The following is a 15,937-nucleotide window of genomic DNA, read 5'->3' as shown; positions in this document are numbered from 1 at the left end:
TAATTGCTTAATCTTGATGCGAATTTGAGCATCTATTGCTTGGAGCTGAGTTAAAGTACGCCCAGCTCGCGCAATCTTTCCATTAGATAACTGTCGGCAGTATAACGCTCTGACAGTACAACCGAAGGATGTGGGTGTAAGAATAAGGGCAGAGAAATACGTGACTTAGTCTTATCCGTGCCTTCTGGGTTGATCACGCGGTGCGACGTCGATGGAAAATAACCGTCCGAGGCTTCCTGCAACATATCACCAATGTTGATGATAATATTGCCAAAATCGCTTGGTACATCTAACCATGAGCCATCTTTCGCCTTAACCTGTAATCCCGGTTCGTTGGCCGCAGGCAATACAGTGATCAGATTGATATCCTCATGGGCCGCAGCGCGGATAGCGCCCATTTCTTCATCGCCGGTCATCGGAGGGTAATGCAGAATACGCAGCAGTGTTTTATGGCTGTTGGCAATCATCTCGGGCAGTGGAATGGAGAACTTAGCTTTAACCTCCTCTGGTGAGTAGGTTTCAATCCACTGTAACAGTTCAGATGCCAGCGCATTGGCTTTTTCATAGTAGGCCAGAATATTGGCGCGCAATGAGTCAGGGATCCGGCCCCAAGGGTACACGTGATAATACTCTTTAATATCTTTAACAGTGTGGCCTTTCGCGGTTTCTGAAATCGAAGCCGGAAAGAAACCATCGTGGGTTTCACGGTTAAACATAAACTCGTTTTTGGCTTCGGAGTTAAAAAAGGCTTGCCACTCTGTGTAGATACGCTCAACCAGCTCTTTATCAATAGGGTGGTTAGAGAGTACACCAAAGCCCGTTTCGCGTAGGGATTCGACAAAGCGTTTAGCACTATCGGCAGCGCGATAATCAATGGTTTCTAATTTCATATTGTTTCTACTTGTTATAAATGATTGTTAACCAAACGCTTATCTAAAGATAAAGGTAAGTGGTCATTGCCACTTATCTCATTATCGGTATGGCTTGCTTATTCCTAGTGTTTAAGCAGGCATATAGAAAGGTTTGGGTAGAGAATTGACCCGCAGCAAGTGTAGCTTTGCACTTTGCTTGGTGCAAACACTCAAGACAATGGACTGAGATTTCTGCTGAATTTTCCTCCAGTTATTTAAGCATTGACTCAATCAACAGGATTTTATCGACTAAAGCGGCTACTATGCCAAAAAGCCAATTCAGGTCGAGGCGCAATAAACCTGAGGAATAAACGGTCCTATGCAGGCGAAAACCTTAGGAGCTAAAGGAGACTTTTATGAACAAACTGACTGATTTTGAACGCTATGTCATAGAAGAAAAGGGCACCGAACGCCCCTTTAGTGGCCAGTATTATCAACACGATGCTAAAGGGGTGTATTTGTGCAAAAAATGCCATGCGCCTTTGTATCGTTCAGAAGATAAGTTTAATGCCCATTGCGGTTGGCCTGCCTTTGATGATGAAATTCCTGGCGCAGTGAGTCGTCATGTCGACGCAGATGGTCGCCGTACCGAAATCGTCTGTAGCCACTGTGGCGGGCATTTGGGCCATGTTTTTGAAGGGGAGTTTTTAACGCCGAAGAATATTCGCCACTGCGTTAATTCTGTCTCGATGTTGTTTAAAGCCCTGGATGAAGCCGCAGATATTGCCCCAAAACATGCTTTTGCCACCTTTGGCGCTGGCTGCTTTTGGTGTGTTGAAGCGATTTTCAAGAGCCTTAAGGGCGTGTTGAACGTCAGATCAGGTTACTCGGGCGGCGAGGCGAGCGATGCCGGCTATAAGTCGGTGTGTTCGGGATTAACCGGCCATGCTGAGGTGGTGCACATCGAGTTTGATCCCGCGCAAATTAGCTTTACGACGCTGCTGCAAGTGTTATTTGAGAGTCATGACCCAACCACTCTAAATCGTCAAGGCAATGATAAAGGGCCGCAGTATCGCTCCGTCGTCTTTGCCCACGATGCGGCGCAGATTGAAGAGACCAATGTCATGATTGCCAAATTAACCGAGGCAAAGGTATTTGACGCGCCAATCGTCACCCAAGTGGTCGCTTTTGAGTCATTTTATCCCGCCGAGGCTTATCACAATGACTACTTTGCCCTGCATGGCGAGCAGCCCTATTGCCAAATCGTGGTGCGGCCAAAGGTTGAAAAGATCAGAGCCCTTTTTGCCGAGCTACAAGCATAAGCTTAATGTGCGAGCAGATTAATTGATAAAAAACGCCACCGATTAGGGTGGCGTTTTCGTTAACTGCTTGGTCGATAGGCTGAAGACTTAGCGCATTAGCTGGATTGCGCTAACCACTCGGCATATTGTTTCGCGTAATAACTGACAATTAAATCGGCGCCGGCCCGCTTTAATCCGATAAAGGTTTCAGTAACTACGGCGCGCTCATCGAGGGCGCCAGCCATAGCGGCAAATTTAATACCGGCATATTCGCCACCCACTTGATAGGCCGCTAGGGGGAGGTGGGTTTCTTGTCTTAAGCGACTTAATACATCCAAATAGGGCGTGCCGGGTTTCACCATCAAAATATCTGCGCCTTCTTCCTCATCAAGCAGTGCTTCGAGCAATGCTTGGCGGCCATTGGCGTAATCGAGTTGGTAGCCTTTACGGTTTCCGCTAAGTTCGCAATCCACTGCGGCCCTAAATGGTCCATAAAAGGATGAGGCGAACTTGGCGGCATGGGCCAAAATGGCTATGTGTTCAAAGCCTGCTTCATCCAGCCCTTGGCGAATGGCTTTAATCTGGCCGTCCATCATGGCCGATGGTGCCAGCATATCAGCTCCCGCTTTAGCGGCGGTGACGGATTGTTTGACTAAGTTAGCCACGGTTTGGTCGTTGCAGACTTCGTCATGGTGCAATACGCCGCAGTGTCCATGGTCGGTATATTCACAAAAACAAATATCGGGGATCACCATCATCTCTGGCGCGACGGTTTTGATGGTGCGGATCATTCGTGCCAGTAAACCATTGTCATCCCAAGTGTCGCTGCCCTGTGCATCTTTGGTATGGGAAATCCCAAAGGGCATCACATAGCGGATCCCTAAGGCATAGAGCTTTTGGATCTCATCGGCAAGTGCACTTTCGGGCAGACGGCTGATCCCCGGCAGGGTTGAAATGGGCACAACTTGGTTAATGTGTTCTTCAATAAAGAGTGGGTGGATCAAGTCGGCAAGGGACACATGGGTTTCACGCACTAGCTCACGCATGGCTTCGGTGCGGCGCAGGCGTCTTAAACGGCGCAGGGGTTTAAGGGTATTTTCTCTGGTACTGCTCATTGAATTTCCTTATTAACAGTGTAAAAGCATCACGCGAAGCTTCGCGTCAAAGGGAGAGAGTAAAAACGATGCTTAGTTTGCACTTGTTGATGCTTTAGTGATTTTGATTAAGTGAGATAAAGCGTTAGCTCTATTTCCTCTGACCCAAAATAGGGTAAAAGTTTCCCAGTATTTGGCCAAAGGCCGAAGAGGTTTTTGAGTTGGTGATGGCGATCACAAACCCAGCGCTAAGCCAATCGAGCTATTAGCCACCGTTTTTAAGCCTTTGCTTTCGATTATTTGATGTTATCATTTGCGCCAATTTACACTTGGTATGGTGATTGGCATCACTTGCGATGTTGATCTTTTTGGCTATACCCTCTGCACGGTTTTTATATGACGACACCTCAAGACTCTGTTTGTATCCTCGCCCTCGACACTTGTACCGAAGCCTGTTCAGCAGCCCTATATTATCAAGGGCAGGTTTTTGCTGAGTTAGCTGATGCGCCACGGGAACATAGTCAGCGTTTATTGCCTATGGTGGAAGCCGTATTAAAACAAGCCAATGTCGGCTTAGATAAACTGGATGCCATTGCCTACGGCCGTGGGCCAGGCAGTTTTACGGGTATCCGTATTTGCACCAGCATGACTCAAGGTTTAGCCCTAGGGTTAGACCTACCAGTGATCGGCATTTCAACTCTAGCGGCCATGGCACAAATGGCGATTGCTGAACATGCTGCCGAGCAAGTGCTGTGCTGTATCGATGCACGTATGGGAGAAGTGTATTGGGGCCAATTTGTGGCTGTCGATGGCATTGCGACTCTCGTAGGTCAAGAAGTTGTGAGTGCGCCTGAACAGCTCCAACTTGCTTTAGATATGAATAAACCCATTGTGGGCTGCGGTACAGGTTTTGATGCTTATCCGAATTTGTTTAGTTTAGGCAAAGGTATCACTCCATTAGCTGAGGTGAAGTATCCTGATGCGCGTGCAATGTTAACGCTGGCTGAGGTGGGTATCAAAGCTGGATTAACGACGAGCGTTGATGAGCTTGAGCCTGTATATCTACGCGATACAGTGACATGGAAAAAGTTACCGGGGCGTGAATAAACTGTTCATTTTTACCCGTGATACGTTAGAATCTAAAGTGTCTGCATGGGTTCTCTGTGCAGACATCAATTCTTAGTTAGGCATCCGTCATAACAGCCTAGCAAGGTTAACCTGGGCAAATAGGATATAAACTGGGCATTTCGATGCAGGTAAATTCGCTTCAAACGAGTTTGACACAGGCGGTTGCGAGTAATCGTCCCGCGATTATACAGGGAATGTCGCCTACGGAAGCGCCGCGGCCTGTGATTGAACCCGATGCGGTTACTGCCTTAAGCTTTGATGATACTGCCGATAGGTCATCACAAAACCTACAATTGAGACTCGAAACGCGCCTTGAATATGAGCAAAATACCCGAGGTCACCAAGGAGCAATAGCCCAATATCTGCAAACACAACATGCCGCCAAACGTGAAGAAATTCAGCAAATGGTTGGTGTGGATATTTATGCCTGATAAAGCGTCAGTATCGTCTACATCTCGCTTCGTACCTCGTTTAACAGCGGGTCTTCCGAGTCGCGGTTTATTTATTATTGAGTTAATGCTGGCGTTATTAATTACGCGCATTCCTTATGTCAGCGTGCCTTTTAAATGGCTCGAGAGTTATTTTCATGAGTTATCCCATGGGATTGCGACCGTGCTCAGTGGCGGCATCGTCAGCCATATTCAATTATTCCCCAACGGTGCAGGTTTGTGTTTTAGCCAAGGCGGTTCAACAATTATGATTGGATTTGCAGGTTATTTTGGTGCGGCATGTTGGGGGTATATTATTTATTTGTTGGCCACTTGGCCTAAAGGGATTCGCATTAGTTTTGCTTTTTTTGGGGCATTAGTGGTGCTAAGTGGCCTGCTGTGGGGGCGAGACTTACTGACGTTAGCCATTTTAGTCGTACTGACGATAGTATTGTTATTGCCTTTGAAACTCAGCAAAAACAAAATATTGACTCAGTTTTTACGCATTATTGGCTTGGTGATCATGCTCAATGCGCTTGCAAGTCCAACTGTGCTGCTCGGTTTGGATGGTCAGGGCGATGCGGTGTTACTTGCGCAACATTCTTGGATCCCTGCATGGGTTTGGGTGGGGATTTGGCTATTTTGTAGTGTCTGTGCCTTGTTTTTTGCATGGCGCCGAATTGATTCTGCTCAGTAACCATAGTGTTAAGGCACATTTATTTAAATTGCTTAAAACCCATCACAAATATTTACAGCCTTAAACGTTAACTTGTGCGGCTATTTCTTGGATTTTTTAATATAGGCTGTTAGGTTAAGCCTTCGGTATCCAAGGAGAATTATTATGAAAAAAGTTACATTAGTCGCCAGTCTGCTTATTGCTGGTCTCTGCTCAGGTATGGCCAATGCCGATGAAGCGTTAGATAAAGCCATTAAGAGCGATTTTCGCCAAGCAAAAAATTCGAGCCGTGATATCTATCGTCACCCCGCTGAAACTCTTACATTTTTTGGTATAACCCCTACACAAACCGTGATTGAACTCTGGCCAGGTAATGGCTGGTACACTGAAATCCTTGCCCCTTATCTTGCGCCTAAGGGACAATATATTGCCGCCAGTTTCGAAACTACCCCCAGCACGGACACCCCTGGTAATCGCTACCGCGCCAATGCGGGCGTGAAATTCGATACTTGGATGACGGCCAATAAAGCCTTATTTGGTAATGCGAAAATGGTGGTTCTCGACCCTCCAGCCAAAATGAATTTAGGTGCCGATGGCAGTGCTGACTTGGTATTAACTTTCCGTAACTTACATAATTGGGCTTCAAGCGACCAGCTCGAAAACGTGTTTGCCGCTTCTTACAAAGTGCTTAAAGATGGCGGTGTATTTGGCGTTGTTGAGCACAGGGCGAATAAAGGTATGAGTATGAGCAGCGGCTATATGGATCAAGAAGAGATGATCGCGCTGGCAGAAAAAGTGGGATTTACTTTAGCTGAGAGCTCAGAAATTAATGCAAACCCGAAAGACACTAAGGATTACGCTAAAGGTGTATGGGCACTGCCGCCATCCTTTGCCTTAGGTGATACAGATAAAGAAAAATACCAAGCAATTGGTGAGAGTGATCGCATGACGCTCAAATTTATCAAAAAATCCCGCTAATCACCTGACATTAGAGGCAATATGTGGCAATCTTTCGCCCCCAAAAATCAAGTCCAGTTTGTGTTACCTCATATCAAGCTGAGTGGTAGATTATGGGGGACGAAAGATAAGCCGTTAATACTCGCGTTGCATGGGTGGTTAGACAATGCCAACAGTTTCGAACCGCTCGCGGACTATTTATCTGATTATCAAATACTTGCCATAGATTGGCCTGGGCATGGTTTTTCTGCGCATCGCCCAGGGCATTACCCATTGCATTGGATTGACTATTTATACGATCTTGATGCGTTATTGGCTGTTTTACCACAAAAGCCACAGGTTATTATGGGGCATTCGTTAGGGGGAATTGTCGCCTCCGCGTATACAGCAGCGTTTCCTGAAAAGGTAAACAAACTGATTTTAATTGAAGCTTTAAGCCCCTTGTTTGAGTCAGCGTCCCAAGCAAAATCACGGCTGAGGAAAAGCTTTTATCAACATGAGAAGTTTTTAGCACAAAAGCATAAGCAGATCAGAAGTTACGATAGTATCGATACCGCGGTTAAGGCCAGAGTGCACCTAACTGGATTGGCCGAGCCTTGGTGCCGCTTGTTACTCGAACGCAATATGCAAGCAACTTCTGATGGAGTTGTTTGGCGCAGTGACCCAAGATTACGACTCGATTCGCCAATGCGACTGACCTTTGAGCAAGTCGATGCCCTTATGCAGAATATTCCAGTGTCAACCTTGCTCATCTGTGGCAAACAAGGCTTTAGCCAATTACATGCTGCACTGCCTAAGGCTAGGAAATGGTTCAGCAATTTATCTGAGCATATGCTCGAGGGTGACCATCATGTACATATGGATAACGCACAAGCAGTTGGACAATTAATCCAGCGTTTTGTCGATTAATGCTTTTGATCACATAAAAAAGACGCTAGGTTTTTTGTTTTTTTTATGTGATGATGATCAAAATTAAAACGCCCGTATGATTTATGCGGGTAAATCAATAACAATAAAATGTAAGTCGGTATTTTCACTCGTTATTTGTCGAGTATTGACGGTAGTAAGGATACCGTGTCCGCAGTTGTGGGGATTTAGGAGAAAGTAGTGGATCAGCCTTGGATTAGACATTTACCAAAAGATGTGCCTGCTGAGATTAATGTGGATCAGTATTCATCGCTTATCGATATGTTCGAGACCGCGGTGGCTAAGTATGCGGATCAACCTGCATTTATCAACATGGGGGCCACGCTAACTTACCGCAAACTTGAAGAACGCAGTCGCGCGTTTGCTGCTTATTTACAAAATGAATTGAAGCTGCAAAAGGGCGACCGTGTTGCACTCATGATGCCCAATTTATTGCAGTACCCCATTGCGCTTTTCGGTATTTTACGTGCTGGCATGGTGGTGGTTAACGTTAACCCGCTATACACCCCTCGCGAATTAAAGCACCAGTTAATTGATTCGGGTGCGAAAGCGATTGTGGTGGTGTCGAACTTTGCTCGTACCTTAGAAGAAGTAGTCGATCAGACGCCTGTTAAGAGTGTGATTATCACTGGACTTGGGGATCTCTTAAGTGCGCCTAAACGCACTTTAGTGAACTTTGTCGTTAAATACATCAAAAAACTGGTACCTAAATACGATTTACCCCATGCACTTTCAATGCGCGAGACGCTGTCAAGAGGTCGCCGTATGCAGTACGTCAAACCTGTTATTACAGGGGATGACCTCGCATTTTTACAGTATACCGGCGGTACGACTGGGGTTTCAAAGGGTGCCATGTTGACCCACAGCAATGTCGTGGCGAACGTATTGCAGGCAAATGGTGCTTATTCGCCTGCGCTGCGAGATGGTAGTGAATTTGTGGTAACAGCATTGCCGCTTTACCATATTTTTGCCTTAACAGTGAACTGCTTGCTGTTTTTACACAAGGGCAGTCAAAACCTATTGATCACTAACCCTCGTGATATCCCTGGTTTTGTGGCTGAACTCAAAAAATACCCCTTTACCGCGCTGACAGGTGTCAACACCTTATTCAATGCTTTAGTTAACAGTAGTGATTTTTCTGAGTTAGATTTCTCTCGTCTAAAACTCTCCATCGGTGGCGGCATGGCAGTGCAAAAAGCCGTGGCCGACAAATGGCAGAACATTACCAAAACTCGTTTACTCGAAGGTTATGGCCTAACAGAAGCTTCACCGTTATTAACCTGTTGTCCATATAATTTAGATGGTTACAACGGTTCTATCGGTTTTCCTGCGCCATCAACCTTGATCCAAGTTCGCGATGATGCGGGTAATGTCTTACCGCAAGGTGAGACTGGTGAGCTGTTTGGTAAAGGCCCACAGATCATGAAAGGGTATTGGCAACGTCCAGAAGAAACCGCCAAAGTGATTGATAATGACGGTTGGCTCGCCACGGGTGATATCGGCTATATGGATGAGCAGGGATTCTTCTATATTGTCGATCGTAAGAAGGACATGATTTTAGTGTCTGGTTTTAACGTATTCCCCAATGAAGTCGAAGAGGTGGTTGCCTTACATCCTAAGGTGATTGAAGTGGCGGCAGTGGGGGTTCCCAATGACGCCAGCGGTGAATTAGTGAAGGTATTTGTCGTAGCAAAAGATAAATCTTTAACCGCTGAAGACATAATCAAGCATTGCCGTGTGCATTTAACGGGATATAAAGTACCGAAGCTGGTAGAATTTAGGGATGAGTTACCTAAAACCAACGTGGGTAAGATCTTGCGACGAGAACTTAGAGACGAAGTTAAGCGCGCGTGAGATTGAAGCCGGCAATAAGCCGGCTTTTGTTTTTATGGATTGTGATTACCCACAGGAACTGGAGAATAATTTGTCAGTGTTTCAGTATGTGAGCGACGAAGCGAGCCTCAATGCCATCGTCGCTCAATATCAACAGAGTCCGCTACTTGTGTTAGATACCGAGTTTGTGCGCACTCGTACTTATTACGCTAAGCTTGGCCTTATTCAAGCCTATGATGGTAAAACCTTAGCCTTGATTGACCCTGTTGCTTTGCCCGATCTCAGTGTATTTTGGGCTCTGCTGGATAATCCAAACATTATTAAACTGGTGCATTCCTGTAGTGAGGATTTAGAAGTGTTTGCCCACTATGGCCAGCGCCAACCAACGCCCTTATTTGATAGCCAAATCGCCGCTTCGCTATGCGGCATGGGTCATGGCCTAGGTTATGCCAAGTTAGTTGAAACTTGCTTAGGTGAAGTGATTGATAAGGGCGAATCGCGTACCGACTGGATGCGTCGCCCCTTAACCGATGCTCAGCTCAGCTATGCGGCCAATGATGTGTTGTATCTGTATCAACTCTATCCGCAGCTTGCCAACAAGCTTAATGCTCAACACCGTTTAGACTGGCTTTATGAAGAAGGCAAGCGGATGACTGACGGGCGTTTAGCTCCTCCCGATGTCGAGACTGCGTACCTTAAGGTGAAAAACGCCTTTCAGCTTACTGAGCATCAATTGGCTTACCTTAAAGTGTTAGCCAAATGGCGCTTAGAAAAAGCCTTAGCGCGGGATTTAGCCTTAGGCTTTGTTATTAAAGATCATGGTTTGATTGCGCTAGCGAAAAAACAGCCTAAGAGCATGGGTGATTTGCTCAAACTGAACGATTTGACCGAGCAGGAAAAACGCATCCACGGTAAAGATATTTTACGGGTAATGCAGACTGCTGATTTAAGCAATCCTCCCGAGCTAGTTGATGTATTGGCGCTTAAACCGGGTTATAAATCGGCTTTTAAGATCATTAAAACCTGTTTAACCGAACTCTGTGAACAAAATGCCATTCCGATGGAAATGCTAGGTTCAAAGCGTCATATTCATGAGTATTTACAATGGCGTTGGGATAAACAGCAGGGGGAATTACCGACAGTATTAAGCGGTTGGCGCGGGGAGATTGCGGCTGAGTCATTGGCAAAACTTGAAGTTTAAGCACGCTGCGCCTAGGTGTTGATATTTCACGCTTAACATCTAGGTTTGGGCGCTAAGATTTGCCAGCTAAGGTTTGACTGTTACGTTAGCATCTTCGTTGAGGCCCTGAACCGGCCAGAATTTCATTTGACTTGCAGGGCGAGGGAAAGGCCCAGCAGAAAACGTCATCCTCACGTGAGGATGACGTCCACGCTCGACTTATCTGTCTGGCAATGTCACGTTAAGTTCGAGTACCGACAAGTTATCGTCGTTCTGATCTAATTGCACTGAAACTTGATCGTCAGAAATCTGCACATACTTGCGGATCACGGCGATGATTTCTTGTTTCATCTGTGGAAAATAGTCAGGCGTGTCCCGTTGTCCACGCTGATGGGCCACAATAATTTGTAGTCGCTCTTTTGCCATTACCGCGGTGCTAGGCTTTTTCTTGCTTTTGAAATAGTCGAGTAAAGACATAATTAGCTACCAAATATCCGTTGTAAGAAACCTTTTTTCTCTTCCGTAATAAAGCGTACTGGGACATCTTCACCCAGTAAACGCGCGACTGTGTCACTGTAAGCGGCACCAGCATCACTTTCTTGATCGATAATCACAGGTACACCAGAGTTAGATGCCTTGAGTACGGACTGTGATTCAGGGATTACACCAAGTAAATCAATGGCTAAGATTTCTTTAACATCGTCAACACTTAACATTTCGCCTGATTTTACCCGACTTGGTGAATAACGCGTCAACAGTAAGTATTCTTTTATCGGCTCTAAACTGAGTTCTGCACGACGTGACTTGCTTTGCAGCATACCAAGAATACGGTCAGAGTCACGCACCGAGCTCACTTCTGGGTTGGTCGTCACAATGGCGATATCGGCAAAATACAGTGCCATCATCGCGCCTTGTTCAATGCCTGCAGGCGAGTCACAGATAATAAATTCAAATTCTTTGGCTAAATCGTCAAGCACGCGACCCACGCCTTCTTTGGTTAGGGCATCTTTATCGCGAGTTTGCGATGCGGGCAGCACAAACAGTTTTTCACAACGTTTGTCTTTGATCAGTGCTTGATTCAGGTTGGCTTCGCCATTGATGACATTGACAAAGTCATAGACCACGCGACGCTCACAGCCCATGATCAGATCTAAGTTACGTAAGCCGATATCGAAATCGATAACAACAGTTTTATGCCCTTGTAGTGCAAGTCCAGTTGCAATCGCCGCACTGGATGTGGTTTTACCAACACCACCTTTACCTGAAGTGACAACAATAATTTGTGCCATGTTTCTCTCTATCCTTTTTGATGCCATTTAGAGGGGCAATGATTCAACGATAAGCGACTCGCCATTTAAGCGAATACAGCCGCTTTTATCTGAGCTATGTTGTTGTAGATTTTCAGCGAGCCAATACTGTCCGGCGATTGAAACCAACTCAGCCTCGAGGGAATGGGCGATGATGACAGCAGTTGTGTCGCCTGCTGCGCCAGCCATAGCTTTTCCCCGTAATGCGCCATATATATGAATGCTACCATCGGCAATCACTTCTGCGCCATTACCTACCGCACCAAATATGATTAAATCGCCATTTTTTGCATAGACCTGTTGGCCAGAGCGAATATTTTGTTTCAGCACTTTAGTTTGGCGAGGAGCAGGAGGGGGAGACGCAGTTTGTTTACCCGCTTTCACTATGGCTAACCCTAGGGTCTTGGCTTGATTACTCAGGACGGTTGTCGCCCCAGTGATCCCCACGATCACTAACTGACGGGAAAGTAATAATTCTTTTAAGCCACGTAAATTGAAATTGCTATCTTGGATGGCGCTAAGATTGACGACTAAAGGGGCTCCCAGAAAAAATTGGGGGGCTTGTGCCAATTTGCTATCTAATTCAGCCATGACAGCATTTAAATCGCTGCTATTGATATGAAGCACTGAAAGAGTAAAAGTTGCGCCTTTTAACTCTAAGCTAGGTTTTGACATCCCGGCACTATTCTCCAGAAATCATCAGTCGGTTCGCTGATTTTACAATTAAATTACTAGGCGACCATGTTATAGTGTGCCCCATTGACTGGCAAGTTTGAACTATTGGATATTTATACTCTTATGCTATGTGCCGTTTATAAAAGTAGTCGAAAGGCTGACACTTACTTATTTGTAAACAAAAGGGACTGTTTCGACGACGTCCCGCAGGCGTTGTTAGATATGTTTGGGGTACCTCAGTTAGTGATGGTGTTTCCTATTGTCAAACGTGAATCACTCGGGATAGCCGATATTAACAAGGTCAGAGCCGCACTGGAAGAAAAGGGGTTTTATTTACAAATTCCACCGCCACAAGTGAATTTATTGGCTGAACACAGAGAAAACCTAGGGATTAAGGATTAGCCAAAGCGTTCTTGTATCGCGTAGCAGCATGTACATTGACTCTCTTGCCCTTGATAAGCATTTGTGTGATAGGGCAAGCGATGATTTTCAGCCAAATTCTTCTCAAGCTTAAGCAAGGTTACTTACTCTATGCCGCATTCCCTCAAATGATTGGTTTAAATAAAGCCAATGTTGCAGGTGCTTTGGTTAAATCCTAATCCCCGCGATACCCAATTATGCTGGAGTGTGAATTGAGTTTATCGCAAAGCTGGCGGAGGTGGAGGCAAGATGCCAGTGATCTAGGGCGATTATTTGAGGCTATCTGAGGGCATTTATCGGAGAGAATTAAGTATCCCGAGTGAAATGGTGTAAAATGGCGGCATGGGCGGTTTTTTATTAGAAGATAAGCGTAAACATGGCATTTTGGCAGAGTAAAACCTTAACAGAGATGACATCCCAAGAGTGGGAGTCCCTCTGTGATGGTTGTGGTAAGTGTTGTTTAAACAAATTAATCGATGATGAAACAGAAGAGCTGTATTACACCAATGCGGCTTGTTTACTGCTCGATCACCAAACAACCAGTTGTCAGCACTACAGTGATCGATTTCGCCATGTACCTCAATGCACTGTGATCACGGCTCAAAATGTCCATGAACTGACTTGGCTACCCGATAGCTGCGCCTATCGTCGTTTAGCGGCAGGCAGAGCATTACCGAGCTGGCACCCATTACTGACGGGATCTAAAGATGCGATGCACCTTGCGGGTATGTCGATTCAAGGTAAAGTGGTTGATGAGCGCAGGGTAAAGGATATTGAAGACCATATTGTGCTATGGCCGCTCAAAGATCTGGATTAATGTCGTTTAAGCCGCTTTTGTTTGTAATATCTGATAGTCATGAAAAAAAGGAGCAACTAACCATCTCGGTTTGTTGCTCCTTTTTCTGTCTAGAGTTTAAAACCCAATTATCTATCAAGAATGGCGGCGTTATTGTTGGACCACAACTGAGAAATGCAACACCATACATTGATTAGATAACGTCATTCAATAATCGTCACTTTTTCGATAATGATAGGCTCACGGGGCACATCTTCATGACCAGCTACTCGCGTTGTCTTCACAGCTTCAATTTTTAAAATCACTTCAAGTCCCGCGGTCACCTTACCAAATACCGCATAACCCCAACCATTATTAGTGGTTGCCGTGTGGTCGAGGAATTCATTGTTAGCGGTATTGATAAAAAATTGCGCAGTAGCTGAATGTGGCGCATCCGTGCGCGCCATAGCAATTGTACCAAAGACGTTTGATAACCCTTTGTTAGCTTCGTTAACAATGGGTTCGTGGGTGGGTTTTTCTTTCATTTTAGCGGTAAAGCCACCACCTTGGATCATAAAGCCTTTGATCACGCGGTGAAAAATCGTGTGTTCATAAAAACCTTCTTTGCAGTAACGCATAAAGTTTTTAGCGGTCACAGGGGCGTGCTCAACATCGAGTTCGATACTAATATCACCAAAGTTTGTTGTGAAAATAATCATAGTCTGTGCTTCTGTTCAATGAGGTTATTTGGTTTTGGGTCCACTAAGCCAAGGATTAAAAGGTTGTGAGGTTTCACCTTGTGTGCGCTGCGCTTCTGATCTTTCGTTTACAGGAGGCAGTGTTAACCTTGCAACTGATTTGGATTGCGGCTTAGCTTTGGCACTGCGGTGCTTTTTAGCCTGAGTTGCCTCAAAGGTGCCGGGTTTTCCACTGGAATAGGGCGATGCTTGATCTTTTGCCGCTGCAGTGTTGTGCTTATGCGCTGATCTTGAGGCTGATTTAGGCACAAAATCGAGTATTGAAATAGGCACCGCTTTTTTAGGTTCAAACCCCTCGATGTTCTTGCGCTCGATAATATGGCCTAAACGGCGCTCAATGGCGCATAGATTTCTAAAATCGTCCTTAGAGACAAAGGATATGGCTTCACCTTGATTGCCGGCACGTCCGGTGCGGCCAATGCGATGGATATAATCATCGGCCTCATCGGGTAAATCGTAGTTAATCACCCGCTCGAGCGCATCGATATCGATACCGCGTGACGCAACACCTGTAGCGACTAAAAAGGGCACTTTACCCGCTTTAAAATCGATTAGCAGTTGTTCGCGAATGGCTTGGCTACGACCACTGTGGAAAGCTTCGGCAATAATGCCACGCTTTTCTAATTGACTAACCAGTTTGGCTGCACCATGTTTGGTTTGGATAAAGATTAATGCCTGCGCCCAGTTATTCTCTTTAATTAAATGGCTTAATAGCGCTGATTTTCGATCTTTATCGACAGTCGTTAACCACTGTTCAATTTGCGTTGAGGCCGCGTTTTTACGACTGATTTCAATCTCAATGGCATCCGGAATTGCGGTTTTAGCCAGTGCTTTGACCTGTTTGGATAAAGTTGCTGAAAATAACAGATTTTGCCGCTGCTCAGGCAGCTTTTCAATAATGCTATTAATATCTTCGATAAAACCCATGTCTAGCATGCGGTCGGCTTCATCCAGCACTAATACTGAGACTTCATCGAAGCGAATGGCTCTTTGGGTATACATATCCAGCAAACGTCCTGGCGTTGCTACCAGCAGATCAACCCCTTCAATCAGACGTTTTTTTTGCGGTGCAGCATCAACACCGCCGTACATGGCCATGGCCGTTAATGACAGGTACTTGGCGTATTGATTGATGTTTTGTTCAACCTGCAGCGCAAGTTCCCGTGTGGGGGTCAGAATGATAGTGCGTACCCGTTTAGGTCGAATTTTGGGGGCGTCAGCAAATCGATGCAGCAACGGCAATACAAAACTCGCGGTTTTACCCGTACCAGTTTGGGCCGCGGCGAGCACATTTTTCCCTGCCAGAATGCAAGGAATAGCCTGAGTTTGAATTGGCGTGGGGTTTTGGTAACCCAGTTCTGTCACGGCTTTGACAAGCGCGCTGTGTAATCCAAGTTGGGAGAATGGCATTGAGGATCTCAACTAAATGATTTATTGGCAAACTGTTAGCGTGGCACTAACAGCGAAGCAGAACGCTATTATAGCAGTAGCATTATTGAAATAGGGGATTATCTCAACCTCTGCGTTAGGCTTACTGCAACCCAAACGCGGGCTTACAAATTTGTAACTGGGCATGTATTAGACTGCAACATTGCTGCAATTATACGGCTGATATGATTAACTTAAG

The 15,937-nt window shown here is 45.6% G+C and carries 17 protein-coding genes; 10 read left to right on the top strand and 7 right to left on the bottom strand.

Annotated features, from left to right (window positions below; all coding sequences use genetic code 11):
* Positions 1–50: 50 nt before the first annotated feature.
* On the bottom strand, positions 51–890 hold the full coding sequence (locus H9J30_RS06365; RefSeq protein ID WP_240130256.1) for an isopenicillin N synthase family dioxygenase: 840 nt from the start codon (positions 888–890) through the stop codon (positions 51–53).
* A gap of 377 nt (positions 891–1,267) precedes the next feature.
* On the opposite strand from H9J30_RS06365, the gene H9J30_RS06360 reads away from it, so the two are divergent.
* Positions 1,268–2,173, top strand: a complete 906-nt coding sequence (locus H9J30_RS06360; protein ID WP_240130255.1) for a bifunctional methionine sulfoxide reductase B/A protein — start codon at positions 1,268–1,270, stop codon at positions 2,171–2,173.
* A gap of 95 nt (positions 2,174–2,268) precedes the next feature.
* On the opposite strand, the gene hemB is transcribed toward H9J30_RS06360, so the two are convergent.
* Entirely contained in the window at positions 2,269–3,267 is a 999-nt protein-coding gene (gene hemB, locus H9J30_RS06355; protein ID WP_240130254.1) for a porphobilinogen synthase, read from the bottom strand.
* A gap of 375 nt (positions 3,268–3,642) precedes the next feature.
* On the opposite strand from hemB, the gene tsaB reads away from it, so the two are divergent.
* From tsaB to rnd, 7 genes are all read left to right on the top strand, one after another.
* The gene (tsaB, locus tag H9J30_RS06350; RefSeq protein WP_240130253.1) at positions 3,643–4,353 is read left to right on the top strand and encodes a tRNA (adenosine(37)-N6)-threonylcarbamoyltransferase complex dimerization subunit type 1 TsaB; all 711 of its coding nucleotides are present in this window, start codon (positions 3,643–3,645) and stop codon (positions 4,351–4,353) included.
* 143 nt (positions 4,354–4,496) lie between these two features.
* Positions 4,497–4,805, top strand: a complete 309-nt coding sequence (locus H9J30_RS06345) for a hypothetical protein (protein ID WP_240130252.1) — start codon at positions 4,497–4,499, stop codon at positions 4,803–4,805.
* A complete protein-coding gene (locus H9J30_RS06340; protein ID WP_240130251.1) occupies positions 4,798–5,499 on the top strand; it encodes a M50 family metallopeptidase in 702 nt (233 codons plus the stop codon). Before H9J30_RS06345 ends, H9J30_RS06340 begins: the two co-directional genes overlap by 8 nt.
* Before the next feature lie 144 nt (positions 5,500–5,643).
* The gene (locus H9J30_RS06335) at positions 5,644–6,456 is read left to right on the top strand and encodes a class I SAM-dependent methyltransferase (RefSeq protein ID WP_240130250.1); all 813 of its coding nucleotides are present in this window, start codon (positions 5,644–5,646) and stop codon (positions 6,454–6,456) included.
* Positions 6,457–6,477: 21 nt separating this feature from the next.
* On the top strand, positions 6,478–7,344 hold the full coding sequence (locus H9J30_RS06330) for an alpha/beta fold hydrolase (protein WP_240130249.1): 867 nt from the start codon (positions 6,478–6,480) through the stop codon (positions 7,342–7,344).
* A gap of 198 nt (positions 7,345–7,542) precedes the next feature.
* Positions 7,543–9,216 (top strand): long-chain-fatty-acid--CoA ligase FadD, encoded by a 1,674-nt coding sequence (fadD, locus tag H9J30_RS06325; protein ID WP_240130248.1) that lies wholly within the window; start codon positions 7,543–7,545, stop codon positions 9,214–9,216.
* A gap of 70 nt (positions 9,217–9,286) precedes the next feature.
* Positions 9,287–10,396, top strand: coding sequence for a ribonuclease D (rnd, locus tag H9J30_RS06320; protein ID WP_240130247.1), 1,110 nt, complete (start codon positions 9,287–9,289; stop codon positions 10,394–10,396).
* Between the two features lie 198 nt (positions 10,397–10,594).
* Here the strand turns inward: rnd and minE are convergent, their stop codons facing one another.
* The 3 genes from minE to minC are packed head-to-tail and all read right to left on the bottom strand — an operon-like array spanning position 10,595 to position 12,357.
* Positions 10,595–10,852, bottom strand: a complete 258-nt coding sequence (gene minE, locus H9J30_RS06315; RefSeq protein ID WP_007648439.1) for a cell division topological specificity factor MinE — start codon at positions 10,850–10,852, stop codon at positions 10,595–10,597.
* A 2-nt stretch (positions 10,853–10,854) separates the two neighbouring features.
* Positions 10,855–11,664, bottom strand: a complete 810-nt coding sequence (minD, locus tag H9J30_RS06310; protein ID WP_037419172.1) for a septum site-determining protein MinD — start codon at positions 11,662–11,664, stop codon at positions 10,855–10,857.
* A gap of 27 nt (positions 11,665–11,691) precedes the next feature.
* Positions 11,692–12,357: a septum site-determining protein MinC gene (gene minC / locus H9J30_RS06305; protein WP_011072527.1), complete on the bottom strand. Its 666-nt coding sequence runs from the start codon at positions 12,355–12,357 to the stop codon at positions 11,692–11,694.
* Between the two features lie 123 nt (positions 12,358–12,480).
* Here minC and H9J30_RS06300 point away from each other — a divergent pair, with 123 nt between their 5' ends.
* Both H9J30_RS06300 and H9J30_RS06295 read left to right on the top strand, forming a co-directional pair.
* Complete coding sequence (locus H9J30_RS06300; RefSeq protein WP_011072526.1) at positions 12,481–12,759, top strand: YcgL domain-containing protein; 279 nt, start codon at positions 12,481–12,483, stop codon at positions 12,757–12,759.
* A gap of 394 nt (positions 12,760–13,153) precedes the next feature.
* Positions 13,154–13,594 carry a YcgN family cysteine cluster protein gene (locus H9J30_RS06295; RefSeq protein WP_240130246.1) on the top strand — a complete coding sequence of 147 codons (441 nt, stop codon included), beginning with the start codon at positions 13,154–13,156 and terminating at the stop codon, positions 13,592–13,594.
* Positions 13,595–13,776: 182 nt separating this feature from the next.
* On the opposite strand, the gene H9J30_RS06290 is transcribed toward H9J30_RS06295, so the two are convergent.
* Positions 13,777–14,271: a peptidylprolyl isomerase gene (locus H9J30_RS06290; RefSeq protein ID WP_240130245.1), complete on the bottom strand. Its 495-nt coding sequence runs from the start codon at positions 14,269–14,271 to the stop codon at positions 13,777–13,779.
* Positions 14,272–14,295: 24 nt separating this feature from the next.
* The gene (locus H9J30_RS06285) at positions 14,296–15,720 is read right to left on the bottom strand and encodes a DEAD/DEAH box helicase (RefSeq protein ID WP_240130244.1); all 1,425 of its coding nucleotides are present in this window, start codon (positions 15,718–15,720) and stop codon (positions 14,296–14,298) included.
* Between the last annotated feature and the right edge of the window lie 217 nt (positions 15,721–15,937).

Source organism: Shewanella cutis (genome assembly GCF_022410515.1).
GTDB lineage: Bacteria > Pseudomonadota > Gammaproteobacteria > Enterobacterales > Shewanellaceae > Shewanella > Shewanella cutis.
Note: the sequence above shows the minus strand (reverse complement) of the source record. Positions and strands in the feature narration are given on the sequence as shown.